The 25,146-nt window shown below is 65.0% G+C and carries 27 protein-coding genes; 7 read left to right on the top strand and 20 right to left on the bottom strand.

The genetic code is table 11. The features are described 5' to 3' along the window. Positions 1-15 precede the first annotated feature (15 nt). The 4 genes from DCM79_RS08250 to DCM79_RS08235 all read right to left on the bottom strand — a co-directional run bounded on the left by DCM79_RS08250 (position 16) and on the right by DCM79_RS08235 (position 3,988). The gene (locus tag DCM79_RS08250; protein ID WP_257179469.1) at positions 16-1,305 is read right to left on the bottom strand and encodes a pitrilysin family protein; all 1,290 of its coding nucleotides are present in this window, start codon (positions 1,303-1,305) and stop codon (positions 16-18) included. Beyond that, a complete protein-coding gene (gene thrC, locus DCM79_RS08245; RefSeq protein WP_257179468.1) occupies positions 1,302-2,720 on the bottom strand; it encodes a threonine synthase in 1,419 nt (472 codons plus the stop codon). Before thrC ends, DCM79_RS08250 begins: the two co-directional genes overlap by 4 nt. 237 nt (positions 2,721-2,957) lie before the next feature. Then, on the bottom strand, positions 2,958-3,203 hold the full coding sequence (locus DCM79_RS08240) for a hypothetical protein (protein ID WP_257179467.1): 246 nt from the start codon (positions 3,201-3,203) through the stop codon (positions 2,958-2,960). A 140-nt stretch (positions 3,204-3,343) separates the two neighbouring features. Next, positions 3,344-3,988, bottom strand: a complete 645-nt coding sequence (locus DCM79_RS08235) for a response regulator transcription factor (RefSeq protein WP_257179466.1) — start codon at positions 3,986-3,988, stop codon at positions 3,344-3,346. An 86-nt stretch (positions 3,989-4,074) separates the two neighbouring features. Between DCM79_RS08235 and DCM79_RS08230 the strand changes: the two genes are divergently transcribed. After that, positions 4,075-5,415, top strand: a complete 1,341-nt coding sequence (locus DCM79_RS08230) for a histidine kinase (protein WP_257179465.1) — start codon at positions 4,075-4,077, stop codon at positions 5,413-5,415. Between the two features lie 58 nt (positions 5,416-5,473). On the opposite strand, the gene DCM79_RS08225 is transcribed toward DCM79_RS08230, so the two are convergent. The 9 genes from DCM79_RS08225 to coxB form a co-directional block, all read right to left on the bottom strand. After that, positions 5,474-5,839, bottom strand: coding sequence for a nuclear transport factor 2 family protein (locus DCM79_RS08225; RefSeq protein ID WP_257179464.1), 366 nt, complete (start codon positions 5,837-5,839; stop codon positions 5,474-5,476). 112 nt (positions 5,840-5,951) lie between these two features. Next, positions 5,952-6,704, bottom strand: a complete 753-nt coding sequence (locus DCM79_RS08220; protein ID WP_257179463.1) for an SURF1 family protein — start codon at positions 6,702-6,704, stop codon at positions 5,952-5,954. Then, on the bottom strand, positions 6,701-7,102 hold the full coding sequence (locus DCM79_RS08215; protein WP_257179462.1) for a DUF983 domain-containing protein: 402 nt from the start codon (positions 7,100-7,102) through the stop codon (positions 6,701-6,703). The genes DCM79_RS08220 and DCM79_RS08215 overlap by 4 nt, the downstream gene beginning before the upstream one ends. A 98-nt stretch (positions 7,103-7,200) precedes the next feature. Then, positions 7,201-8,094, bottom strand: a complete 894-nt coding sequence (locus tag DCM79_RS08210) for a cytochrome c oxidase subunit 3 (protein WP_028134047.1) — start codon at positions 8,092-8,094, stop codon at positions 7,201-7,203. A gap of 79 nt (positions 8,095-8,173) precedes the next feature. Continuing rightward, complete coding sequence (locus DCM79_RS08205) at positions 8,174-8,839, bottom strand: cytochrome c oxidase assembly protein (protein WP_028134046.1); 666 nt, start codon at positions 8,837-8,839, stop codon at positions 8,174-8,176. A gap of 3 nt (positions 8,840-8,842) precedes the next feature. Then, entirely contained in the window at positions 8,843-9,019 is a 177-nt protein-coding gene (locus DCM79_RS08200) for a hypothetical protein (protein ID WP_063197888.1), read from the bottom strand. Further along, positions 9,016-9,960 carry a heme o synthase gene (locus DCM79_RS08195; RefSeq protein ID WP_257179461.1) on the bottom strand — a complete coding sequence of 315 codons (945 nt, stop codon included), beginning with the start codon at positions 9,958-9,960 and terminating at the stop codon, positions 9,016-9,018. Before DCM79_RS08195 ends, DCM79_RS08200 begins: the two co-directional genes overlap by 4 nt. A gap of 60 nt (positions 9,961-10,020) precedes the next feature. After that, positions 10,021-11,640 (bottom strand): cytochrome c oxidase subunit I, encoded by a 1,620-nt coding sequence (ctaD, locus tag DCM79_RS08190; protein WP_028134043.1) that lies wholly within the window; start codon positions 11,638-11,640, stop codon positions 10,021-10,023. An 87-nt stretch (positions 11,641-11,727) separates the two neighbouring features. Then, positions 11,728-12,582, bottom strand: coding sequence for a cytochrome c oxidase subunit II (gene coxB / locus DCM79_RS08185; RefSeq protein ID WP_257179460.1), 855 nt, complete (start codon positions 12,580-12,582; stop codon positions 11,728-11,730). Positions 12,583-13,043: 461 nt separating this feature from the next. Here coxB and DCM79_RS08180 point away from each other — a divergent pair, with 461 nt between their 5' ends. Then, a complete protein-coding gene (locus DCM79_RS08180; RefSeq protein ID WP_257179459.1) occupies positions 13,044-13,589 on the top strand; it encodes an invasion associated locus B family protein in 546 nt (181 codons plus the stop codon). A 12-nt stretch (positions 13,590-13,601) separates the two neighbouring features. Here DCM79_RS08180 and DCM79_RS08175 read toward each other — a convergent pair whose 3' ends face one another. After that, positions 13,602-13,934: a DUF5615 family PIN-like protein gene (locus DCM79_RS08175; RefSeq protein ID WP_257179458.1), complete on the bottom strand. Its 333-nt coding sequence runs from the start codon at positions 13,932-13,934 to the stop codon at positions 13,602-13,604. Further along, positions 13,931-14,155, bottom strand: a complete 225-nt coding sequence (locus DCM79_RS08170) for a DUF433 domain-containing protein (protein WP_200513696.1) — start codon at positions 14,153-14,155, stop codon at positions 13,931-13,933. Before DCM79_RS08170 ends, DCM79_RS08175 begins: the two co-directional genes overlap by 4 nt. Positions 14,156-14,306: 151 nt before the next feature. On the opposite strand from DCM79_RS08170, the gene tldD reads away from it, so the two are divergent. Genes tldD through DCM79_RS08155 form a run of 3 tightly spaced genes read left to right on the top strand, consistent with a single transcriptional unit; the run spans position 14,307 to position 17,093 of the window. Continuing rightward, a complete protein-coding gene (gene tldD / locus DCM79_RS08165) occupies positions 14,307-15,734 on the top strand; it encodes a metalloprotease TldD (protein WP_257179457.1) in 1,428 nt (475 codons plus the stop codon). Further along, entirely contained in the window at positions 15,731-16,510 is a 780-nt protein-coding gene (gene lepB / locus DCM79_RS08160; protein ID WP_257179456.1) for a signal peptidase I, read from the top strand. Before tldD ends, lepB begins: the two co-directional genes overlap by 4 nt. A gap of 16 nt (positions 16,511-16,526) precedes the next feature. Beyond that, positions 16,527-17,093: a nucleotidyltransferase family protein gene (locus tag DCM79_RS08155; protein WP_257179455.1), complete on the top strand. Its 567-nt coding sequence runs from the start codon at positions 16,527-16,529 to the stop codon at positions 17,091-17,093. A gap of 106 nt (positions 17,094-17,199) precedes the next feature. Here DCM79_RS08155 and DCM79_RS08150 read toward each other — a convergent pair whose 3' ends face one another. The 3 genes from DCM79_RS08150 to DCM79_RS08140 all read right to left on the bottom strand — a co-directional run bounded on the left by DCM79_RS08150 (position 17,200) and on the right by DCM79_RS08140 (position 19,845). Beyond that, positions 17,200-17,766 (bottom strand): PAN domain-containing protein, encoded by a 567-nt coding sequence (locus DCM79_RS08150; protein ID WP_257179454.1) that lies wholly within the window; start codon positions 17,764-17,766, stop codon positions 17,200-17,202. 111 nt (positions 17,767-17,877) lie between these two features. Continuing rightward, positions 17,878-19,248: a glutamate--cysteine ligase gene (locus DCM79_RS08145; RefSeq protein ID WP_257179453.1), complete on the bottom strand. Its 1,371-nt coding sequence runs from the start codon at positions 19,246-19,248 to the stop codon at positions 17,878-17,880. A 99-nt stretch (positions 19,249-19,347) separates the two neighbouring features. Next, the gene (locus tag DCM79_RS08140; RefSeq protein ID WP_257179452.1) at positions 19,348-19,845 is read right to left on the bottom strand and encodes a MarR family winged helix-turn-helix transcriptional regulator; all 498 of its coding nucleotides are present in this window, start codon (positions 19,843-19,845) and stop codon (positions 19,348-19,350) included. A gap of 126 nt (positions 19,846-19,971) precedes the next feature. Here DCM79_RS08140 and gstA point away from each other — a divergent pair, with 126 nt between their 5' ends. Both gstA and DCM79_RS08130 read left to right on the top strand, forming a co-directional pair. After that, complete coding sequence (gene gstA, locus DCM79_RS08135) at positions 19,972-20,586, top strand: glutathione transferase GstA (protein ID WP_257179451.1); 615 nt, start codon at positions 19,972-19,974, stop codon at positions 20,584-20,586. Positions 20,587-20,827: 241 nt separating this feature from the next. After that, positions 20,828-21,136 (top strand): hypothetical protein, encoded by a 309-nt coding sequence (locus DCM79_RS08130; protein WP_257179450.1) that lies wholly within the window; start codon positions 20,828-20,830, stop codon positions 21,134-21,136. A 407-nt stretch (positions 21,137-21,543) separates the two neighbouring features. Here the strand turns inward: DCM79_RS08130 and DCM79_RS08125 are convergent, their stop codons facing one another. Together DCM79_RS08125 and DCM79_RS08120 are read right to left on the bottom strand one after the other, a co-directional pair. Beyond that, complete coding sequence (locus tag DCM79_RS08125; RefSeq protein WP_257179449.1) at positions 21,544-23,757, bottom strand: FAD-dependent oxidoreductase; 2,214 nt, start codon at positions 23,755-23,757, stop codon at positions 21,544-21,546. A gap of 140 nt (positions 23,758-23,897) precedes the next feature. After that, positions 23,898-25,106, bottom strand: a complete 1,209-nt coding sequence (locus DCM79_RS08120; RefSeq protein WP_257179448.1) for an acetyl-CoA C-acetyltransferase — start codon at positions 25,104-25,106, stop codon at positions 23,898-23,900. Positions 25,107-25,146 lie beyond the last annotated feature (40 nt).

The following is a 25,146-nucleotide window of genomic DNA, read 5'->3' as shown; positions in this document are numbered from 1 at the left end:
GCCCTTGGGCGGCTCCTAGTGCAGCCGGGCCTTGGCGCGCGCCCGGGTCAATCCTTCCGCAAAAGCCACCGCCGTGTCCAGACCCCTGCCACTGCCCAATGCGACAACGGCAGGCCGGCTCCGCGACAACAGCGCGCGCGCCGCGTCCCGGGTCGATTCGACGCTGACGGCGTCGATCCGCCCGACCAGCTCCTCGACCGTCTGCGGCCGGCCATAGGCGAGGACGTGCCGGGCGAGCTGCTCGGCGCGGGAGGAGCAGCTCTCCAGCGCCATCAGCAGACCCGCCTTCATCTGCGCCTTGGCCCGCGCGATCTCGGCCTCGGTCAGGGTCTCCACCGAATCATTCATGATGTCGACCACGACCTCCATCATCTCCGGCGCATCGGCCGGATCGGTGCCGGTGTAGAGGCCGAAGAACCCGGTATCGGTATAGGGCGCATGGAACGAATAGATGGAGTAGCAGAGGCCGCGCTTCTCGCGCACCTCCTGGAACAGGCGCGAGGACATTCCGCCGCCGAGGACGTTGGTGAAGACCTGGAGGGAGAACAGCGACGGATCGTTCTGCGGCACGCCTTCCAGCGCCAGCGTCAGATGCGCCTGCTCCAGCTCGCGATGCACCACCTTGGCGCCGCCCTTGCCGAACTGGGCGGTCTGCGGCTTCGGGCCCGGCGCCGCCTCGAAACTGGCAAAGCGCTTCTCGGCCTCGGCGACCACCTGAGCGTGATCGACCGCGCCGGCCGCCGCCACCACCATGTCGGGCCCGCGATAATGCGTCGAGAGGTAGCCGCGCAGCATGTCGCGGTTGAAGCTGCGCAGCGTCTTGGCCGTGCCGAGCAGCGAGCGGCCCATCGGCTGGTCGGGGTAGCAGAGCTCGTTCAGATGCTCGAACACGACGTCGTCGGGCGTATCCTGCGCGGCTCCGATCTCCTGCACGATAACGTTCTTCTCGCGTTCCAGCTCGTCGGGCTCGAAGGCCGGATTGGCGAGGATGTCGGCGAGCACGTCGAGCGCGAGCGGCACGTCGGCCTTCAGCACCCGCGCGTAATAGGACGTGGTCTCGGTCGAGGTGCCGGCATTGAGGTCGCCGCCGACCGCCTCGATCTCCTCGACGATCTCGCGCGAGGAGCGCTTCGTGGTGCCCTTGAACGCCATGTGCTCGAGCAGATGGGAAATGCCGTGCTCGTTCGGCTTCTCGTCACGGCCGCCGACGCCGGCCCAGACGCCGAGCGCCGCGGTCTCGAGCTGGGGCATCTTGTCGGTGACGACGGTCAGGCCGGACGCAAGCTTGGAAATCTCGACGCTCATCCGGCAACTCCCTGCTTTGCAGCGCGGCTGACCGCCAGCACGAACCGCTCGACCTCGGCCTGATCGTTCTTCATCACCTTCATGTGTTCGGATTTGGTCATCAAACCGTCGAGCCAGGCCGGCAGTTGCGGCCGCTGGCCGCAGGCCGCTTCGACGGCGTCGGGGAATTTGGCCGGATGGGCGGTGGAGAGCACGATGCTCGGCACCCGCGTGTCCGTGGTGTCGCGGTCGGCGACCGCGAGCGCCACCGCCGTGTGGGGATCGACCAGCTCGCCTGCCTCGCGCCAGCCGGCGCGGATGGCGGCCGCGGTCTCGGTCTCGTCGGCGCGCCCGGCGTCGAACTCCTCGCGGATGGCGGCCAGCGTCGCATCGGGCAACACGAAACGCCCGGACTGCTTCAGCGACTCCATCAGGCGGCGCACGCCCGCCGCATCGCGCCGGCCGGCCTCGAACAGCAGCCGTTCGAAATTCGACGAGATCTGGATATCCATCGACGGCGACGCCGTCGCGTGCACCTCGCGCACCTCGTAGATTCCCGTCTTCAGCGTGCGCGCCAGGATGTCGTTGACGTTGGCGGCGATGCGCAGGGTCCGCACCGGCAATCCCATGCGCTTGGCGACGTAGCCGGCAAAGATATCGCCGAAATTGCCCGTCGGCACCACGAAATCCACCGCGCGCGCAGGCGCACCGACGGCAACGGCCGAGGTGAAATAATAGACCACCTGGGCGACGATGCGCGCCCAGTTGATGGAATTGACGCCGGAGAGCGAGGTCGCATCGCGGAAGCGATGGTTGTTGAACATCCCCTTCACGAGCGCCTGGCAATCGTCGAAATTGCCCTCGATGGCGAGTGCGTGGACGTTGGCCGCGCCCGTCGTCGTCATCATCCGCCGCTGCACCTCGGAGATGCGGCCGTGCGGAAACAGCACGATCAGGTCCACGTTCTCGAGGCCGGCGAAAGCCTCCACAGCGGCGCCGCCGGTATCGCCTGACGTCGCGACCACGATGGTGGTGCGCTGGCCGCGTTTGGCGAGCACATGGTCCATCAGCCGCGAGATGAGCTGCATCGCCACGTCCTTGAAGGCGAGCGTCGGACCGTGGAACAGCTCCAGCACGAACTGGTGCGGCGACATCTGCCGCAGCGGCACCACCGCCGGGTGGCGGAAGGTCGCGTAGGCCTCGTTCGCCATGCGGCCGAGCTCGGCGTCGGTGATCTCGCCGCCGGTGAAGGGACTGATCACGTCGACCGCAACCTCCCAATAGGGACGGCCGAAGAAGCCGGCGATAGTCTCGGTGGACAGCTGCGGCCAGATGGTCGGCACATACAGGCCGCCGTCGCGCGCTAGCCCGGTCAGCATCACGTCGCAGAAGCCGAGTTCGGGGGCTTCGCCCCGGGTCGAGATATAACGAGTCAAACTGCCCTCCAAAGGCCGGGCGGCCTGAGCCGCCCGTTAAGCCTTTGATTTTATGAAATTACTTGTTTGCGGCCAGAGGCTTTGCGCCACCATAAAGTGTTTTGTGGCATCAGGAAACCGCTTCCCGCCTCGACCCGGTCCAACGAAAAAGGGGCTGCGGTCGTGCCGCAACCCCTCTCTTGGAAGGTCTGTCGTTGATGTGTGCAGACCGGTTTGCCTATCGGGGTCACCGACCCGTCAAAACTGTTCGCGCAACCTTTCGTCGCCTGTCACGAAACCGTCAAGAGGCAAAACGGCGAGGGGCGAAAATGTTCCTATTTTTCCCGAGAAGGATCCGGCCCTTGGCGCCCGCAGCCAAGCGGCAGCGCGGCGCGTATTGCCGCTATTTCCTGAACTCTTGTATTTCCCGAACTCTTTGAGGTGCCGGGAACGAATGCCGTCTCCCCCCATTGGAATCGGCGGATAGGTGTCGGCGGTGTCCATGCATTGCCCGGCTGCACGCTGACACCGATCCGTTCCGCCGAACCGGCTGCGTCCTGGAGCGGCCGGTTCGGTGCGGGCCGCCAGTGCCCGGGCCGCCAGTGCCCGGGGCCGTCAGTGCCCAGGCCGTCAGCATCCGGACGTCAACTCATGCCGATTTCCACTGCGATCCTGATCAGGTCGGAATGGTTCTTGGCCCCCAGCTTCTGCTTGAGCAGGGAGGTGGTGTTGGCGACCGTCTTGTAGGAGATGCCGAGTGCCTCCGCGACTTCCACGATCTTGTCGCCGCGTCCGAGCAGGCGGAGAATCTCGAGCTCCCGCGGCGTCATCTGCGAGGCCGGGTTGGCCTTGATCGCCGCCCCCGAAAACGTCACGGCTTCCGCCAGTTGCGGTGAGATGAAATTGTCGCCCGCGACCACCTTGCGCACCGCTTTCAGCAGGATCCTGGGATCGTCGCCCTTGGAAACATAGCCTTGCGCGCCAAGCTCGACGGCCCGCACCACGAAGGCCGGATCGTCATTCATGCTGAACATGATGATCTTGGCGTCGGGATCGTCCTTGCGGATTCGCCGCATCAGCTCGAAGCCGGAGACATCGGGCAGGCTGATGTCGATCACCGCGACGTCCGGCCGCTTGCTGACATAGGCGCGATGGCCGGATTTGGCGTCCGTCGCCTCCTCGATGCGGATCGAATGGTCGGAAGCGAACAGGGTCCGGCAACCCGACAGCACCACGGGATGGTCGTCGACAATCAGGACCCGGGTCCCCGGCTTGGCAGTCTCTTGCATCGCGCGCTCTCTTGTTTCTGGATTCATAGACCGGCGGGAACAAATGGAAAGAGCAAATTCCGCCGATGCGCGTTAGAATTGACCTAATGTGGCAACGACTCTCGTTCAGAACGCAACTGTTTCTTCCGCTCGGCGCGAGTTTTCTGGCGGCGCTGATCCTGGGCGGCGTCCTGCTCCAGATATTCGCGACCAGCCAGCTCGCCGACGAGCACGAGCCCGCTCGACGTTCCATCCGAACCATCGCGGCCGCCCTCAACGACACATTGCGGGCCTCGGACAATCCGCAGAAGACGCTTGACGCCTTTGTCCGTTCCTTGGCCGGGTCCTCGGACATCCATTTCCGTTCCGTGGAAGGCGGTCTTGCGGCCTCGCCAAAGGACGCCGTGCGAGATCTGCAGGGGGTGCCGCGATGGTTTGTCGAGCTGCTCATGGTGCCGGAGACGGACGCTGCGGCTCCGGTGCTGATCGACGGCAGACGTATCGGCGATATCGTGTTCTTACCGGACCTGTCAGCCGACCTGTTCGAGAAGTGGATCGGCTTCCTGGCGCTGACCAGCCTCGTCGCCGTGCTGATGCTGCTCACGGGGATCATCGCCTACATCTTCGCGGGATCGGCGCTGCGACCGCTGCAGCATCTCGGCGAAGGCCTGACGCGGATGCGGCGCGGCGATTACGCAAAGCCGATCCCGGTCGGAGGGCCGCCGGAGATTCGGCGGAGCTGTACGGAAGCCAATGCGCTGGCTGCAACGCTTGCGCAATTGAGCCAGGACAATCGCGATCTGATGCATCGCCTGGTATCGCTCCAGGACGACGAGCGGCGCGATCTCGCCCGCGAGCTGCACGACGAGCTCGGGCCGCTGCTGTTCAGCATCCGCGCGGGCACGATCGCGCTGGTGGAGGCCGCGCCGTCGGCGGGAAATCTCGGCAACCCGGCCCAGCAAGTGCTGCAATCGGTCGAGGCACTCCAGCAGACCAACCGCCGCATCCTCGATCGGCTGCGGCCGCTCTACATCGAGGAGCTGGGCCTTGCGACCAGCGTGCAGACGCTGCTCCGGAATTTTCGCAAGCAGGCCCCCCACATCACCCTGACGGACACGATCGATCCGGAGCTCAACGTGATCGACGGAGCGCTGGCCCGGACCATCTATCGGGTGATCCAGGAGGCGCTGACCAACGTGCTGCGCCACGCCAAGGCCGGCGCCGCCCATGTCCAGGCGACCATCGCCGGCGAGAGTCTGATCATCGAGATCTCGGACGACGGTGGCGGTTTCCCCGCCGACAATGTCTTCGGCCGCGGCCTGACCGGCATGCACGAGCGCGTGCGCGCGCTCAGCGGATCGCTGTCATTGCTGCGGGTGGACGAGCGAACCTATGTGCGCTGCCGCCTTCCGGCCGAACCGACACGCGAGGCACCGGTCAACAGCTAACGCATGATCCTGACAAGTGCGCAGCGGTCTTCCGAAAAGATCATGCTCAACAATGGACCTAGCACGCGCAGCCGTGATGCGCGTGCTGCCGCGCCGGCTCGCACAGCGTGCTGTGGATCTTGCCTTCCGGACTGAAGCGAAACGAGGCGCGAATGCGCAGCGCGCCGGCGACGGAATATTCGAGGTCGACGCCATGCGGCATCGGGTGGATCTCCTCCAGGCCGAAACCCGCCAGCGAGAACGCGCTGAGCCGCGGCTGCCAATAGGCCTCGAGCTCGCTCCGGCCGCGGTAACACCGCGCGCCGTTGCACGTGCATTCGACCTGGGCGTCGTCGGCATAGAGGTCGAGCAAGGTCGTGAGGTCGCCGCTCCGGCAGGCGTCCACCCAGTCGACGACAATTCCCATCTGATCGAAATCGCTCACACCGCAATCCTGCCTGCCGCGAAAAACACCGGCGACTTAGGACCACACTCGTGAATGTGCGCTGAATAATAAACCCCGGGCGATACCGGGTTCCGGCGCGGAGCCGCCCGGCTCAGCCCTGTCGCCGGCCTCTGGCCCACACGGCGAAGGCGATCAGCACGGCGCCCGCGAGCAGGAACCAGGTGACGGCGTATTGCAGGTGGTCGTCCTTCAGATGCACGGCGAGCGGGCCCGGACGCGGAATGCCGTTCTCGGGCACCGGTTGCTCGAGATCGACGTAGAACGGCGCCACCGCGCCCCAGCCGAGCGCGCTGGCGATGGCCGGATGATCGCGCACGAACCACAGCCGCTTGTCGCGGTTCTCCGCGGGCGTCAGCCAGCCGGATGCCTCGGGAAAGCGCAGATAACCGGTGAGCACGACCGGCTGCCCGGTCACGAGCTTCTTCACCGCGCGATCCTCGACGCCGCGGTCCTGCATCGTGTTCTCGACGAAGCCCGCATCGATCACGACCGTCTCGCCGCTCGGAAGCCGCGCCGGCAGGAAGGCCCAGGTGCCGGGGCCGGAGGCGTCCTTGCGCACCGCCGAGCCTGACGAATAGACCATCGCATCCGGCAGAGCCGCGTAGGTCGCGGTGAAGCTGACGCGGCGAAACTCGTCGCGTGCGGGATTCAGCTTGGCCCAAAGCGCGGGCGGCGGCAGCGGGACCGGCGCTGTGGCCAGGCGCTCGGTGAGGGCCGCGACCAGCTCGTGCTTGGCGGTCCGTCGCTGCAACTGCCAGACCCCGAGTGCGACGAAGACGGCCGTCAGGAACAGCGTGAACAGCGCGAAGCCGGCCACGCGAGGCTTGCGCGCAGGCTGGTTCATTTCGCGCGGTCGACCAACCGGCCCGGCGCCGCCTTGTGGTGGAATTGCAGCGCGATCAGCAGCGACTTCATCGCACGCAGCGGCAGCAGCGTGGTGGCGAGGATCAGCGGCAACCACAGCACCGCATGCAGCCAGTACGGCGGCTGGTATTTGACCTCGACGATGAGCGCTGCAGCAACGACGATCCCGCCGGCCAGCATGATGATGAAGATCGCCGGACCGTCGCCGGTGTCGATGAAGGCGTAGTCGAGGCCGCAGTGGTCGCAGGCGGGCGCGAGCGTCAGGAAGCCTGCATAGAGCTTGCCCTGGCCGCAGCGCGGACATCGGCAGGCAAGCCCGCGCAGCGCGCTCTGCAGGACGGTGGTTTCGGGCTCGGGTTTGCCGGCGGCGTCATTCATGATGGCGGACCCTATCACAGTTTTCGCCGAAACTTTCCGGCGGTCCAAAAGCGAAAGGGCGGCCCTGCGGCCGCCCTTTCTGGTTGATTCCTCGCGGCTCAGTGCGCGCCGGCCATGGTCGCGGCGCCGCGTCCCCAGACGTAGATGCACAGGAACAGAAATAGCCAGACCACGTCGACGAAGTGCCAGTACCAGGCGGCGAACTCGAAGCCGAGGTGCTGCTTCGGCGTGAAGTGGCCGGCATAGGCGCGGAACAGGCAGACCAGCAGGAAGATGGTGCCGACCAGAACATGGAAGCCGTGGAAGCCGGTCGCCATGAAGAAGGTCGCACCATAGACGTTGCCGGCGAAGGAGAACGCCGCGTGGCTGTACTCATAGGCCTGCACGCAGGTGAAGAGCGCGCCGAGCACGACGGTGAGGATCAGGCCGTACTTGAGGCCCTGGCGGTCGTTCTCGAGCAGCGCGTGGTGCGCCCAGGTCACCGTGGTGCCCGAGGTCAGCAGGATCAGCGTATTCAGGAGCGGCAGATGCCAGGGGTCGAAGGTTTCGATGCCCTTCGGCGGCCAGGTGCCGGGGACTGCGCAGGCGCCGGGCTGGGTGCCGAGGCCGCAGCCGAACACCGCGTCGCGGGTGGCGTGGACGGCGTCGGCCGGGAACAGCGCCGCGTTGAAATAGGCCCAGAACCAGGCGACGAAGAACATCACCTCCGAGGCGATGAACAGGATCATGCCGTAGCGGTGATGCAATTGCACGACGCGGGTGTGGTCGCCCTTGTACTGGGCTTCCTTCATCACGTCGGTCCACCAGCTCGCCATGGTGTAGAGCACGCCCACGGTGCCGACCCCGAACACGATCGGCGCGGCCGAGAACATGTGGTGCATCCAGGCGACCGCGCCGACCGCCATGATGAAAGCGGAAAGCGAGCCGACGAACGGCCAGGGAGAGGGATCGACCAGGTGATAGTCGTGATGCTTGGTGTGCGCCGTTGCCATTTGCGGTCTCTCTCCTCAATCCCGTGCCTGTCAGGCACTTATCCCCTTGCTTCCGATCCCCGCGGCACGAGCCCGGCGGTCAGAGATTTCCCTTGCGCTTGTCGCCTTCGCCCGATGCCAGCGGCTTCACCACGGGATCCTTCACCGGATAGAAGGTGTAGGACAGCGTGATGGTGCTCAGCGCGTCGTTCTCGTGATCGTCGGCGATTGACGGATCGACGTAGAACACCACCGGCATTTCCCGCTTCTCGCCCGGCGCCATGGTCTGCTCGGTGAAGCAGAAGCAGTTGATCTTCTGGAAATAGGAGCCGACCGTCAGCGGAGCGACGTTGTAGGCGGCCTGCGCGGCCGTGGTGCGCGCGGCCTGGTTGGTCACGGTATAGAAGACGGTCGTGACCTCGCCGATATTGACCTCGATCTCGTTCTGCTCCGGCTCGAACTTCCAGGGCAGGCCGGGCGCGACGTTGGAATCGAAGCGCACCGAGATCTTCCGCGCGATCGGCCCTGTGGCCGGCGCGGAGGTCGCGACCTGGGTCGTGCCGTTGAACCCGGTGGCGCGGCAGAACCAATTGTAGAACGGCACCGCCGCGTAGGAAGCGCCGACCATCAGCGCGACCACGCCGCCGCAGATCGAAGCAACCACCGCATCGCGTCCAAGCCCGCGGCGCTTGGTCAGCTTAAGATCGGCCGGCTTGCGATCGCCCGGCTTGGCGCTGTCCTGCGATATGGTCGGCTCCTGATTCATCGTCTACATCGGCCGCACGAGAACTGCCGGTCCCTTGACCATGGTGACGGCGAAGAACAGCACCACGAGCACGCCGAGCGCGAGTGCGATCGCGATCGAGCGCTGACGACGGCTCTTCTTCTGCGCCTCGGTGAGGACGATTCCGTCTGTCTCGGGTTTGTCGGCCATCGCTGTGATCATGCGCCCCCAACCATCGGAGCCAGCGCCCGGACCACGACCTCGACCAGCAGGGTCGCGAACAGTGCGAACAGATAGAGGATCGAGAAGGCAAACAGCTTGCGGGTCGCGCGCAGCGACTGGGCGCGCTCGCGGCGCAGATAGACGTTAATCGCGAGCACCAGCATGCCGGCCCCAAGGATCAGCGAAACGATGCCGTAGACGGCGTCGAAATAGCCGAGCGCCCAGGGTGCGGCGGCGACCGCGATCAGCACGATTGTGTAGAGCAGGATCTGGAGCCGCGTCGCATCGGGACCGGCAACGTTGGGCAACATCGGAATGCCGGCGCGCGCGTAGTCGTCGGAGCGGAACAGCGCCAGCGCCCAGAAATGCGGGGGGGTCCAGAAGAAGATGATGGCGAACAGCAGCAGCGGCTCGACGTCGACTGTGCCCGTGACGGCGGCCCAGGCCACCACCGGCGGCAGCGCGCCGGCGGCGCCGCCGATCACGATGTTCTGCGCGGTCCAGCGTTTCAGGCCCATCGTGTAGATCACGACGTAGAAGAAGATGGTGAAGGCGAGCAGGCTGCCCGCGATCCAGTTGACGAGGATGCCGAGCGTCATCACCGAGAAGAAGGACAGCGTCAGGCCGAATGCCATCGCCTCGGGGCGGGTGATGCGGCCGCGCGGGATCGGCCGGTTCGCCGTGCGCGACATCTTGGAGTCGATATCGCCCTCGAGCGCCATGTTGAGCGCGCCGGAGGCGCCGGCGCCGACGGCGATGCAGAGCAGCGAAGTGAACGCGAGCACGGGGTGGAAGTGTCCCGGCGCCATCGCCATCCCGACCAGCGCGGTGAAGATCACCAGCGACATCACCCGCGGCTTCAGCAGCGCGATGTAGTCGCCGACCTCCGCCTCGGAGATGCGCGGATTGATGTCGATGGCGTTCTGGTCGAGGACGGACACGAATTCAACTCGCTTCGTTGGAAGAGCCGCGGCGCCCGTCACGGGCGCCGCGGTGATCGCTTACTGCACGCGGGGCAGCACTTCGAACTGATGGAAGGGCGGCGGCGAGGGCAGCGTCCATTCCAGCGTGGTCGCGCCCGCACCCCACGGATTGTCGCCCGCCGGCACCTTCTTCATGAAGGCATCCACCACGCAGTACAGGAAGATCAGCACGCCGAAGCCGGAGATGTACGAGCCGAGCGACGAGACCAGGTTCCAGCCCGCGAACGCATCGGGATAGTCGACATAGCGGCGCGGCATGCCGGACAGGCCGAGGAAGTGCTGCGGGAAGAACACCAGGTTGACGCCGATGAAGGTGACCCAGAAGTGCGCCTTCGCGAGCCCTTCATTGTACATGTAGCCCGACATCTTCGGGAACCAGTAGTACCAGCCGGCGAAGATCGCGAACACCGCGCCGAGCGACAGCACGTAGTGGAAGTGCGCGACGACGTAGTAGGTCTCCTGCAGCACGCGGTCGACACCCGCGTTCGCCAACACGACGCCGGTGACGCCGCCGATCGTGAACAGGAAGATGAAGCCGACCGCCCAGATCATCGGAGCGCGGAATTCGATCGAGCCGCCCCACATCGTGGCGATCCACGAGAAGATCTTCACGCCGGTCGGAACCGCGATGACCATCGTCGCGGCGACGAAATAGGCCTGCGTCGCCGAGGACATGCCGACCGTGTACATGTGGTGCGCCCACACCACGAAGCCGATGCCGCCGATCGCGACCATGGCGTAGGCCATGCCGAGATAGCCGAACACGGGCTTGCGCGAGAAGGTCGAAACGATCTGGCTGATCATGCCGAAGCCGGGCAGGATCAGGATGTACACCTCGGGGTGGCCGAAGAACCAGAACAGATGCTGGAACAGCACCGGATCGCCGCCGCCGTCGGGCGCGAAGAAGGTCGTGCCGAAATTGCGGTCGGTGAGCAGCATGGTGATCGCGCCGGCGAGCACCGGCAGCGACAGCAGCAGCAGGAACACCGTCACCAGGATCGACCACACGAACAGCGGCATCTTGTGCAGGGTCATGCCCGGCGCACGCATGTTGAAGATCGTGGTGATGAAGTTGATGGCGCCGAGGATCGACGAGGCACCTGCCAGATGCAGCGACAGGATCGCGAAGTCGACGGCCGGGCCCGGATGGCCGGAGCTCGACAGCGGCACATACATGGTCCAGCCGGCGCCGACGCCGTTGGCACCCGGCTCGCCCTCGACGAAGGTCGACATCAGGAGCAGGGCGAAGGAGGCCGGCAGCAGCCAGAACGAGATGTTGTTCATGCGCGGGAACGCCATGTCCGGCGCGCCGATCATCAGCGGAACGAACCAGTTGCCGAAGCCGCCGATCATCGCGGGCATGACCATGAAGAAGATCATGATCAGGCCGTGCGAGGTCACGAACACGTTATAGGTGTGGGTCTCGTGGAAGACCTGCACGCCCGGATACATCAGCTCGGCACGGATCGCGATCGACATCGCGAGGCCAATGATGCCTGCGATGACCGCGAAGACCAGGTACATCGTGCCGATGTCCTTGTGGTTGGTCGAATAGACGTAGCGGCGCCATCCGGTCGGATGGGCGTGCTCGTCATGTCCGTGGGCGTGATCGCCGTGTGCCGCTGCGCTCGTTGCCATGTTCAAATCCTGCCTTGCGTCCCATTCGGACCTCCAGGAGGTCCCGCCCTTCTATCGCTTTCAGTGCCTCAAGCCGTCATCCGACGCTTACTGCGTCGGACCGGCCGCGGAGGCGTAGGTGCTGGCGCCGCCGCTCGCATATTTCTTCTTCGCCGCCTCGACCCAGGAGGCGAATTCCTGGTCGCTCACCACGCGCACGGCGATCGGCATGAAAGCGTGGTCCTTGCCGCACAATTCCGAGCACTGGCCGTAATACATGCCGGTCTTGGGAGCCTTGAACCAGGTCTCGTTCAGGCGGCCCGGAATGGCGTCGATCTTGACGCCGAAAGCCGGCACCGCGAAGGCATGGATGACGTCGGCGCCGGTGGTCTGGACGCGAATCACCTTGTTGACCGGCACCACCATCTCGTTGTCGACGCCGAGCAGACGGGGCTGCTTGTCCTGCGCCATCAGCGAGTCGAACTCGAACTTGCCGTTATCGGGATAGGCATAGGACCAGTACCACTGCTTGCCGGTCGCCTTGATGGTCAGATCCGCTTTCGGAATGTCGAGCTCCAGGAACAGCAGCCGGAACGACGGCACCGAGATGCCGACCAGGATCAGCACCGGAACGAGCGTCCAGGCCACCTCGATCAGCGTGTTGTGGGTGGTCCGCGACGGCACCGGATTGGCCCGCGCGTTGAACTTGACGACCACGACCACGAGCAGCGCCAGAACGAACAGCGTGATCAGCGTGATCAGCACGAACAGGAAGTTGTGGAACCAGACGATGTTGTCCATCACCGGAGAACCGGACTGCTGAAGCGTCCACTCCCACGGAGCCGGCTGCCCGACCTCGGCGAATGCCGCGCCGCCCGTCGCCAGCGTGACACCAGCCGCCACCACGGCGATGGTGGCCAATTCCAGCAGATGCTGGCCCACCCGACCCATCGACATCCTCATGCCGTTCGCGCTCCCCTTACGAAATCACCCCAAGTGCGCTCCCCTGCGTCCGGGCAACGCTTATTCGATCCGCCCGCCTGACAAACCGCCGCGCAAGAATACCTCTAAGAGGAATTCGGGCCAGATCGCTAGAACGCCGAAATCTAGCCTCTCAAACCATAATTCTTGATCTATCGCAATGCAGTCTTGCGCCTGATCTGCCAGCCATCACCCGCAGGATAATTCCTAGTAACATCGGACAAAAATACCGTTGGCCGGGATGCTGCCGCTTGACAGCGGAATTGCCCGCGTTAGGCACTGGCAGATGGCCGCGCAGGAACCTGATTCGTGCGGGCGGCGGCGGTGCGAGGCGGCGCGGAATTTGCTTGGCAATCGCCTTCAAGACGCCGTCATTCCCGTATCAGTCCGCCAGATGAGTCCGCCAAGCGCGAGCGAGGAAGGCGAGCGGAGGGACCGACCCGATGGGGTTTTCGATATCGATGGCAAGGCCGGCGACCAGGCAGCTTGACCGCCTCCCGATGCTGGCCACCCTGCTGGCTGCGCTCCTCCTTTTGGCGCTTCCCGACCTTGCCCATGCGCAGGGCGCGGTGCGCTCTGTCCATGGCGACTGGCAGATTCGCTGCGACACGCCGCCCGGCGCCCAGACCGAGCAATGCGCGCTGATCCAGAGCGTGGTGGCGGAAGACCGCTCCAATGCCGGCCTGACCGTGATCGTGCTGAAGACCGCCGACCAGAAAAGCCGCCTGATGCGCGTGGTAGCGCCGCTGGGTGTGCTGCTGCCCTCCGGCCTCGGCCTCAAGCTCGACAACCAGGACGTCGGCCGAGCCGGGTTCGTCCGCTGCCTTCCCAATGGCTGCGTCGCCGAGGTCGTCATGGACGACAAGCTGCTCGGCCAGCTCCGCACCGCCAAGACCGCCACCTTCATCATCTTCGAGACACCGGAAGAAGGCATCGGCTTCCCGCTCAGCCTGAACGGCCTCGGCGAGGGCTATGACAAGCTGCCGTAGGGCTAAGGCAGCTTAGTAAATCTCAAGGCATGCCGCGCCGTCATCGCCCTCGAAGGCGTGAATCGTCTCTGCGTGGCGGCGAAGAAGGTCCGCAATCACCACAGTCATTTGGTTGCCCGTCCGGAGCCAGATCACCTTGGGCGGAGAGCCCAGGAGAGCGGCCAGTTCGGCAAAATCGGCGTCCTGAGTCACGATCGCAAAGCCATTTGCCTTCGCGAACTCCCAGAGTGCACGGTCCGCGACCTCCGATAGCCCGTGAGACCGAACGTGACTGGATTGAGGAAACAGGTCGGCAACGATCTGGCAAAGCTTGAAGCTGAGATTCTGATCGAACAGCAGCCTCATATCGGCGCAGTCACCAATCGCCTCTCGCGGTCGGCGGCATAAGCCAGGCAGGCGCGGATATCGTCCTCGGTCAATTCAGGGAAGTCATCGAGGATCTGGGCATGGGACTGACCGGCAGCCAGCCAGCCGAGCACATCCGCCACGGCGATCCGCATGTGGCGGATGCATGGTCGCCCCCCACGCTTGCCGGGCTCGATCGAAATGATATCTCGGTAGTCCATAGCCATAGGTTAGCATTGATCCGCGCTGAATGCAGCATCGGCGCGGCATCCCGCCCCATCCTATCGTTTCCGTAATGTGACGCCCCGCCCCCTCGCGGAAGCGGTCCGAAACCATTATCTTGACTCACATCTTCCGCTAATGGATGGACGCATGACCAATCCTGCCACGACCTCCCTGCTCGACCGCGCCAATCTCGACCGCGACCAGGTCCGCCACGAGCTCGCGCGCGGGCTTTCCGGCGCCGACGACGGTGAGCTGTTCCTGGAGTACAGCCAGACCGAAGCGCTGATGTTCGACAATGGGCGGCTGAAGCAGGCGACCTACGACACCTCGCAAGGTTTTGGCCTGCGCGCGGTCAAGGATGATGCGGTCGGCTACGCCCACTCCTCCGACGTCTCGCTGCCGGCGCTGATGCGCGCTGCGGACGCGGTTGCGGCCGTGCGCGGCGGCTATTCCGGCAGTTTTGCCGCGCCGCCTCCGCACACCAATGTCCGGCTCTATGGCGACGACAATCCGCTCGACGCCCCCGGCTTCGAGACCAAGGTCAAGCTGCTCGCCGAAATCGACGCTTACCTGCGCGACAAGGATCCCAGGGTGCGGCAGGTCAGCGTCAGCCTCGGCGCGACCTGGCAGGTGGTCGAGATCCTGCGGCCGGACGGCGAGAGCTATCGCGACATCCGTCCGCTCGTCCGCGTCAACGTCTCCGTCGTGGCCGGCCAAGGCGACCGCCAGGAGAGCGGCAGCAAGGGTTATGGCGGCCGTGCCGGCTATGCCGAATTCATCGAGACGAGGTCCTGGCGCGACGCCGCCGACGGCGCGCTGCGCGAGGCGCTGGTCAATCTGGAATCGATTCCCGCCCCCGCCGGCGAGATGGACGTCGTGCTCGGGGCCGGCTGGCCCGGCGTGATGCTGCATGAAGCGGTCGGTCATGGCCTGGAAGGCGATTTCAACCGCAAGAAGACCTCTGCATTCGCCGGCCTGATGGGCCAGCAGGTCGCGGCCAAGGGCGTCACCGTGGTCGACGACGGCACCATCGCCTCGCGCCGCGGCTCGCTGTCGATCGACGACGAGGGCACGCCGACCAATCGCACCGTCCTGATCGAGGACGGCATCCTGGTCGGCTACATGCAGGACCGTCAGAACGCGCGGCTGATGAACATGAAGCCGACCGGCAACGGCCGCCGCCAGGGCTATGCCCATGTGCCGATGCCGCGCATGACCAATACCTACATGCTCGCGGGCGACCGCGATCCGGCCGAGATCCTCGCCTCGGTGAAGAACGGCGTCTTCGCCGCGAATTTCGGCGGCGGCCAGGTCGACATCACCTCGGGCAAGTACGTGTTCCAGTGCACCGAGGCCTACAAGATCGAGAACGGCAAGATCGGCGCGCCGCTGAAGGGCGCTATGCTGATCGGCAACGGGCCGACCGACCTGCATCGCATCCGCATGATCGGCAACGATCTCGCGCTCGATACCGGCATCGGCACCTGCGGCAAGAACGGCCAGGGCGTGCCCGTCGGCGTCGGCCAGCCGTCGCTGCTGATGGAGCGCATTACCGTGGGTGGAACCGGCGCATGAGCGTTGAAGAGAAGGTCACTGTCACTCCCAAGCGGAAAAGCAGCGGCTGGGCCGGACAGATCGCGCAGCTCGCCGGCATCGTCGCCGCGGTCTTCATCGCCAAGGGCGCGCTCGCCGAGCCGTTCTATGTGCCGTCGGGCTCGATGGAGCCGACGCTGCTGATCGGCGATGCACTGCTCGCCTCGAAATTCCCCTATGGCTACGGCAGCTCGTCGCTGCCGATCCAGATCAGCCTGCCCGAGACCGGCCGCGTGTTCGCCGAAACACCGAAGCTCGGCGACGTCGTCGTGTTCCGCTGGCCCGGCGATCGCTCGCAGGCCTGGGTCAAGCGCGTCGTGGGTCTTCCCGGCGATCGCATCCAGATGCGGCAGGGCCAGCTCTTCATCAACGACCGCCCCGCCGAGCTCAAGCCCGACGGTGTCGGCGCTGCCGAGGACGACAATGGCGGCAACGAGCCCGCCTACCGTTATGTCGAGACGCTGCCGAACGGCGTCTCACATCTGATCTTCAAGATGCGCGACAACGGCCCGCTCGACAACACACCGGAAGTGACGGTGCCGGCCGGTCACCTCTTCGTGCTCGGCGACAACCGCGACAATTCCTCCGACAGCCGCGTGTCGCTGCGCTCCGGCGGCGTCGGCCTGTTGCCGATCGACAATCTGATCGGCCGTGCGGATGCCGTGCTCGGCTCCTGGGATCTCGGCATGCGAAGCCAGCCGGTGTGGACCTGGCTGTCCGGCTTCCGGCTGGCGCGGTTCTTCACCGCCGTGCATTGATCCTCCTCGTCTCACGATGAACCGTGACGAATTCCTCGCACTCGCGCTGAGGAATCCCGTCAACGTCGCGATCATCGATGAACTCGATCGCCTCGCCCTTCCCGATGCCTGGTTGGTCTCGGGATGCCTGGTGCAGACTGTATGGAACGTGCTCACCGGCCGCGCGGTCGATTATGGCATCGCCGATTACGACGTGTTCTATTTTGATCCCGACACCTCGTGGGAGGCGGAGGACGCGGTCATCCGCGAGCTGGACGCGCGGCTGACGCAGCTCGGCGTCAAGGTCGAGACCCGCAACCAGGCCCGTGTGCATCTGTGGTACCCGGCCAAGCACGGCCTGCCCTATCCGCCCCTGACGCGCGCATCCGATGGCATCGACCGCTTCCTGACGCAGAACACGCAGATCGGCGTGAGACGCGGACGAGATAGCTACGAGGTCTACGCGCCGCACGGCTTTGACGACGTTGCGGCCCTGATCGCGCGGCCAAATCCAGGACCGAATTTCTCCGCGGCGAACTACGCGATGAAAGCCGCGCGATGGAAGGCGCTGTGGCCGGAGCTCACGGTGATCGCGCCGGCGTGAGATCTCGTAGGGTGGGCAAAGCGAAGCGTGCCCACGCGTCTATCGCCGCATCTGAAAGATCGTGGGCACGGCGCTTCGCGCCTTTGTCCACCCTACGACACCTCCCCTACCGCACCACGCCCGACGTGAAGCCCGCCTTGCGGCGCGGCGGCTTGATTTCCTTTTTCAGGAAGCAGCGCGCCTCGCGTCCGGTGTAGCCGGGGCGGGCATAGGTGAAGGCACGGCATTTGTTGTCGGCGGTGCACGCGGCCTTGCAGACCTCGACGCTCTCGCCGTTCTTCAGGTCGAAATTGCGCAGATCGCCGCCGGGGCGGTCGATCGACGTCTCCACGCCCTCGATCCTCGGCTCGATCACGCCGGCGCCGCGCACGCCGGAAATACAGCAGCTCTCCGGCACGCGCGCCGGCACGGTGTTCTTCAGCCAGCACACCGCAGAGCCGCCCTCGACGTCGGGATAGCTGAAACTCCACGAGCGGCAGCGGCGGTCGCGCTCGCACAGCAGCGCACAATCCTCCGGGTCGCCGGACGCAACCGGTGTGCTGAAATAGTCGCCGCCGGGGCGGTCGAACGCGGTCTGGGCGTGCGCCGGCACGCTCGCGAAAGCGAGCGTCAGCAGCGCGGCGCATGCCACGACCTTTGCCATAACGGCGCCGGACAGGCGGCCCTTCCCCATCGGAACAGCTTTCGAGTTATTGACGACGCTCAGGTTTTTCGGCCGGTCATTTGATCGCCGCAAACCTGTATGGGCGATGAACGGCTGAAAGCGCGGTCGTTGGTCTATGGTCTAGAAAGCGTATTCCGCGTAGGCGGGTTCCACCGAACCCTTCCAGGGACCGTTGAACTTGTCCAACATTTCCTCGGCCGGCGTCCGGCCGGAATCGATGATGCGGTCGAGCGGTTCCAGATGCCGCGTTTCGTCGCGGCCGAGCTGGTCGACCCGGGCCCGCCGGCGCAGGCCGGCATGCGCCAATACGAGGCATTCCTTGGCGATCTCGAACAGGTAGCGATCCTTGATCCGGGCCTTGAAGCCCATCCGCGGCACGTCGTCGCGCAGGGCCTGACGCTCGGGCGCGGTCCAGTGCTTGACGATCTCCCAGGCCGCATCGAGCGCGACGTCGTCATAGAGCAGCCCGACCCAGAACGCCGGCAGCGCCGGCAACCGGCCCCACGGACCGCCGTCGGAGCCGCGCATCTCGAGATAACGCTTGAGCCGCACTTCCGGGAAGATCGTCGAGAGATGATTGGCCCAGTCCGACAGTGTCGGACGCTCGCCGGGAAGGTTGTTGTTGCGGCCGTCGAAGAAGGCGCGGAACGAGGAGCCCGACACGTCGATGTAGTCCTCGTCGCGCTTGACGAAATACATGGGGACGTCGAGCGCGTAGTCGACGTAGCGCTCGAAGCCCATGCCGTCCTCGAACGCCCACGGCATCATGCCCGAACGGGCATTGTCGGTGTCGCGCCAGATCTCGGAGCGGAAGGAGAGGAAGCCGTTCGGCTTGCCTTCGGTGAACGGCGAATTGGCGAACAGCGCGGTTGCGACCGGCTGCAGCGCGAGCGACACGCGCAGCTTCTTGACCATGTCGGCTTCGGAGGAGAAGTCGAGATTGGTCTGCACCGTGCAGGTCCGGTACATCATGTCGAGGCCGTATTGGCCGACCTTCGGCATGTAATTGGTCATGATCTTGTAGCGGCCCTTGGGCATCATCGGGATCTCGGCGCGCGACCAGGACGGCGTCATGCCGAGGCCGAGAAAGCCGATGCCGAGCGGCGTTGCGATCTCGCGCACCTGCGCAAGATGCGCCATCAGCTCGCTCTGGGTCTGGTGCACGTTCTCGACCGGGGCGCCGGAGAGCTCGAACTGCCCGCCGGGCTCGAGCGAGATCGCTCCGCCGCCGGTGACGTCGTAGAGGCCGATGATGTTGCCCTTCTCCATGATCGGCTCCCAGCCGAGCAGGAGCTTCATGCCCTCGAGCAACGCACCGATGCCTCGCGCGCCTTCGTAAGGCACCGGACGGTGGCCTTCGAGCGTGAACGGCGTCTTCTCGTGCTCGGTGCCCATGCGGAATTCGGACGGGTCCTTGCAGCCGGCCTCGAACCACGCGACGAGCTCGTCGCGCGATTGCAGCGGCGTCATATCGATCTGGTCTCGCGCCATATCAAACTCTAATCAAAGGCGCTTCGGTCGAATGCGCGCGGGTGACGGGGATGGTCCGCGAACCCACCGGGCGCACGGACGAGCTGGTGTGCCGTGCGGTCATCGCGACGGCGCGTTTTCGTTGGCGTTGGCGACGGGCGGCAGTTTCATCTCGCCGCAGGAGCAGCCCAGGCGGTCGAGCAGATCGCTGAGCCTGACGGCATCGGCATCGGACAGCTTCGAACCGACATATTTCTCGATCGCGGCCGAATAGGCGCCCCACATCCGCTTCTGCAGCTCGCGGCCGGCTTCCGTGATCTCGATGAACTGGCCGCGCTTGTCGATCTTGCATTCGCGCCGCGAGGCGAGGCCCTCGTCGACCAGGCGGTCGATCAGGCGCGAGGTGGAATATTGCGGAATCAGCATCTGCCGTTCGAGCTCCACCGGCCGCAGCTCGCCCGACGGCGCCCGCGACAATTCGAGCAGCGCATCATACCAGGCCAGCGGCGGGAAACCGGCTCGCTTCAAGTCCTGCTCGACGCAATCGAGCACACGGCTCTGCACCCGCATCAGGCGGATCCAGGCAGCAGTCGCCTCGGTCGATGGTTTGCGTTTCATGGTCCCGCTCAAGCTCGTCGCTCGTCTCTTACCTCATTTGATGCAGCTGCATCAATCTTGACTATTTCAAGCAGTTGCATGTAATCGCTCTTTCGGCCGAACCAAGCTTCGAGAGGAGGAAATTCCATGAAACTGTACTATTCGCCCGGTGCCTGCTCGCTGTCCCCCCACATCGCGCTTCTGGAAGCCGGCCTCCCCTATGAGCTGGTCAAGGTGGATATCCGCGCCAAGAAGCTCGAAAATGGTGAGGATTATCTGAAGCTGAATCCCAAGGGCCAGGTCCCTGCGCTGGGCCTCGACAGCGGCGAGATCGTGACCGAAGGCCCGGTGATTGTCCAGATGATCGCCGATCAGGCCTCAAGCAAGGCGCTGGCGCCGGCCCGCGACAGTTCCGAGCGCTACAAGCTGCTTGAATGGCTCAACTTCCTCACCTCCGAGGTGCACAAGAGCTTCGGCCCGCTGTTCGCACCGGCTCTGAACGACGAGGCCAAGGCCTTCTTCAAAGACCGCGTCATGGGCAAGCTGAAATATATCGACAGCCAGCTCGCCGGCCGCGACTACCTCATGGGCAAGCAGTTCACGGTGGCCGACGGCTATCTCTTCACGATGCTGACCTGGGCGGACCGGATGAAGTTCGACTTCTCGGCGATGCCGAACCTTGCCGCCTACAAGACCCGCGTCGCGGCGCGGCCGCAGGTGCAGGAAGCACTGAAGAAGGAGGGGCTTGCCCAGGCGAAGTAAGGCGAGACCTGACAGACGGGATGATGGAAGAGCCGGATCGATGATCCGGCTCTTTCTGCTTGAACGGATGCGCAAGCCCGGATGTTCGAGAGGCCCGGGACATCAATTTTACGAGCATTGTCGGAGTTAACAATAATTCCGCGTGATGTGCGCGGTGGAGGTCAGCATTGTTGTGACAGCGATCCAGGTGGCTCAATTTCAGCCCTGTAGGCGATACGGACCTGCGAACCGGGAAGCTCTCGTGACAACCATATTCCTGCTCTTGCTCGCGAGCATGATCGCTGGATTATCGACGGGGCTCTTCTTCCGAGTCTGGACTCTCTTGTTGGTTTCGCCGGCGACCGCGCTCCTTGCTGCAACCGTGCTTCAGACCTCGGGCTTCGGATTCTGGACCGGAATCCCAATCGTCGTCGGCTGCCTGATTATCGGCCAGGTCGCCTATCTGGCGGCCTCGCTCTACGTGCACAGAGGCGAGCTGTCAGTGCAGGACGACATCGACGGCGACCCAGGCAAGCACGGCCAGCGCGACATCGACGACGAGAACGAGTAGAGCCAGGCCGGCCCACGACGGAATTTTCCGGCGCAGTCTGAAGAGCCTGCGGCGGGGCCGCGGCCACCCCATCAGAGACAGCGGGGCGTATCTTGCGGCAACGCCGGCTGCGCCGAGTTGAGACACCGTCGAGGTCATTACGGGACACTTTCAATGCTGATGGTCATCCGTTGGATCCGTCAGCAAAAGCGGTGCCACCGCGAAGCGAGCCGGCCTCGCCGACGACGCCGGATCAGGCCGCGCGCTCTTCTCCATGCGGCGATCGAAAGTAAAAAGGCCGGATCGATGATCCGGCCTTTCTTCTTCTGGGTAGCCCGGATGGAGCGCAAGCGTAATCCGGGGGCTCTCGCGACTTGAAAAACTGCTCCCGGATTTCGCTTGCGCTCCATCCGGGCTACAAGCGCGCCTTAAGCCGCGGCCTTCTTCGGCGCGAAGCGGCCGTAGAAGGTTTCGCCCTTCGCCGCCATCTCCTCGAGCAGCTTCGGCGGCGTGAACCGCGAGCCGTACTTCGCCTCGAGCTTGCGGCAGAGCTCGACGAACTTCTTCGTGCCCATGAAGTCGATGTAGGACAGCGTGCCGCCGGTGAACGGCGCGAAGCCGAAGCCGAGGATCGAGCCGACATCCGCCTCGCGCGGATCGGTGATGACGTGATCCTCGACGGTGCGCGCGGCTTCCACCGCCTGCACCACCAGGAAGCGCTGCTTCAGTTCCTCGACGTCGAGCGTGTCGGGGTCGAGCTGCTTCGGCTGCAAGGCCGAGAGGCCCGGCCACAGGCTCTTCTGGCCCTTGCCCTTCTCGGGATAGTCGTAGAAGCCCTTGCTGTTCTTGCGCCCGAGGCGGCCCTGCTTCTCGACCATCTCCACCATCAGCTTCTTCTGATCGGGATTGATGGCGTTAGGGCCGAGATCGGCCTCGGTCGCCTTCATGATCTTCAGGCCGAGGTCGAGCGCGACTTCATCCGACAGCGAGAGCGGGCCGACCGGCATGCCGGCCATCTTGGCGCAGTTCTCGATCATCGCCGGCGGCACGCCTTCGAGGAACATCTCGTTGCCTTCGGCGACGTAGCGGCCGACGCAGCGGTTGGCGAAGAAGCCTCTGGAGTCGTTGACCACGATCGGCGTCTTGCCGATCTGCCGGACGTAGTCGAGCGCGGCTGCGATCGCGAGATCACCGGTGTTCTTGCCCTTGATGATCTCGACCAGCATCATCTTCTCGACCGGCGAGAAGAAGTGGATGCCGACGAACTTGCCCTGGTCCTTGAAGCTCTCGGCCAGCGAGGTGATCGGCAGCGTCGAGGTGTTCGAGGCGAAGATCACGTCGGGCTTCAGATATTGCTGCGCCTTGGCGAAGGTCTCGGCCTTGACCTTGCGGTCCTCGAACACGGCCTCGATGACGAGGTCAACGTCCTTCAGAGCGGCATAGTCGGCGGTCGGCGTGATGCGCGCGAGCAGCGCTTCGGCATCCGCAGGCTTGGCGCGGCCCTTCTTGATCTGCTCCTCGATCACCTTCTGGGCATGCGCCTTGCCCTTGTCGGCGCTCTCCTGGTCGCGGTCGATCAGGACGACGTCGAGGCCGGCACGGGCCGAGACGTAGCCGACGCTGGCGCCCATGAAGCCGGCGCCGATCACGGCGATTTTCTTCACCTTGGTCGGCGGAACGTCTTTCGGACGGCGCGCACCCTTGTTGAGCTCCTGCATCGACAGGAACAGGCTGCGGATCATCGCGGCCGCTTCCTTCGAGCGCAGCACCGAGGTGAAGTAGCGCGACTCGACGCGAAGCGCGGCGTCGATCGGCAGCTGCAGGCCCTCATAGACGCAGCTCATGATCGCGCGCGCGGCGGGATAATTGTCGTAGGTCTCGCGGCGATAGATCGCGTTGCCGGCGGGGAACATCATCATGCCGGCCTTGGAGAACACCGGACCGCCGGGCAGCTTGAAGCCCTTCTCGTCCCAGGGCGCGACGGCCTTGCCGCCGCCCTTGATCCAGTCCTTGGCGGCCTTGATGAGATCGGCGGCCGGAACGATGGCGTGGATCAGGTTCAGCGCCTTGGCCTTGTCGACCGTGACAGGATCGCCCTTGAGCAGGATCGTCATCGCGTCCTGCGGCGGCACCAGGCGCGGCACGCGCTGCGTGCCGCCGGCGCCGGGGAACAGGCCGACCTTGACCTCGGGCAGGCCGAGACGGGTCTTGGGATTCTCCGCGGCGACGCGGTAATGGCAGCACAGCGTGATCTCGAAGCCGCCGCCGAGCGCGAGGCCGTTGATCGCGGCCGCCCACGGCTTGCCCGAGGTCTCGATCGAACGCAAAACCTGCGAGAAGCGGCGGCTCTGGTCGAACAGCATCTGGTTCGCCGCGGTCTCGCCCTGATCCTTGAAGACCTTCGCGTAGGCCTGGTTCATGCCTTCGAGCATCGAGAGGTCTGCGCCGGCGCAGAACGCTTCTTTCGCCGAGGTGATGACGACGCCCTTGACCGCGGCATCCGCCGTGGTCGCCTTGACGATGGCGTCGAGCTCGTTGGTCGAGGTCTCGTCGAGCACGTTCATGGAACGGCCCGGGATATCCCAGGTGACGAGCGCGATGCCGTCTGCGTCGGTCTCGACCTTGAAATTCTTGTACGACATGTTGGTTGCTCCTCGGTGCCGCAGCCGATCCCAGGCGCGGCGGTTGACGGGGTCTCGTAGGGTGGGTTAGCGAAGCGTAACCCACCAACTTTGTTGACGTGGCACGGTGGGTTACGCCTTCGGCTAACCCACCTACGGACCTACACCCGCTCGATGATGGTCGCGGTGCCCATGCCGCCGCCGATGCACAGCGTCACCAAGGCGGTGGACTTGTTGGTGCGCTCGAGCTCGTCGAGCACGGTGCCGAGGATCATCGCGCCGGTCGCCCCCAACGGATGGCCGAGCGCGATGGCACCGCCATTGACGTTGATCTTGGCGGGGTCGATGTCGAAAGCCTGGATGTAGCGCAGCACCACAGAGGCAAAGGCCTCGTTCAGCTCGAACAGGTCGATGTCCGACGTCTTCATGCCGGAGCGCGCGAACAGCTTCTCGGTGACGTCGACCGGACCGGTCAGCATCATGGCCGGCTCAGAGCCGATATTGGCGAAGGCGCGAATCTTCGCACGCGGCTTCAGCCCATACTTGCTGCCGGCTTCCTTGCTGCCGAGCAGTACGGCACCGGCGCCGTCGACGATGCCGGAGGAATTGCCGGCATGGTGCACGTAATTGACGCGCTCGATCTCGGGATGCGACTGAATTGCGACGCCGTCGAAGCCGCCCATCTGCGCCATCATCGTGAACGAGGGCTGCAGCTGCGCCAGCGACTGCATCGTCGTCGAGGGTCGCATGTGCTCGTCCTTGGCGAGAATGGTGAGACCGTTGATGTCCTTCACCGGCACCACGGACTTATTGAAGCGGCCCTCGTCCCAGGCCTTGGCCGCGCGCTGCTGGCTCTGCACGGCGTAGGCGTCGACGTCGTCACGCGAGAAGCCGTATTTGGTTGCGATCAGATCGGCCGAGACGCCCTGCGGCATGAAATAGGCTGGCACCGCCATCGACGGATCCATCGGCCAGGCGCCGCCGGAGGCGCCGATGCCGACGCGGCTCATGGATTCGGCGCCGCCGCCGATCACCAGCTCGTGCTGGCCGCTCATCACCTGCGCGGCGGCGAAGTTCACCGCATCGAGGCCGGAGGCGCAGAAACGGCTGATCTGCACGCCGGGCACGGCTTCGCCGAGACCGGCCTTCAGCGCGGCGAAACGCGCGATGTCGGATCCGGCTTCACCGACCGGGTCGACCACGCCGAGGATGACGTCGTCGACGGAATCTTCCGGAAGGTTGTTGCGGTCCTTCAGCGCCTTCAGCGGCACTGTGGCGAGTGCGAGCGCCGTGACTTCGTGCAGCGCGCCGTCCGCCTTGCCGCGGCCGCGCGGGGTGCGAACGTGGTCGTAAATGAATGCCTCAGGCATGACGCCCTCCTGGTGTGATGTTCGATGCGATTGGGAGCGG

The sequence above is a fragment of the Bradyrhizobium sp. WBOS07 genome (assembly GCF_024585165.1).
Lineage (GTDB): Bacteria > Pseudomonadota > Alphaproteobacteria > Rhizobiales > Xanthobacteraceae > Bradyrhizobium > Bradyrhizobium japonicum_B.
This window is presented reverse-complemented; position numbering and strand designations above follow the sequence as displayed.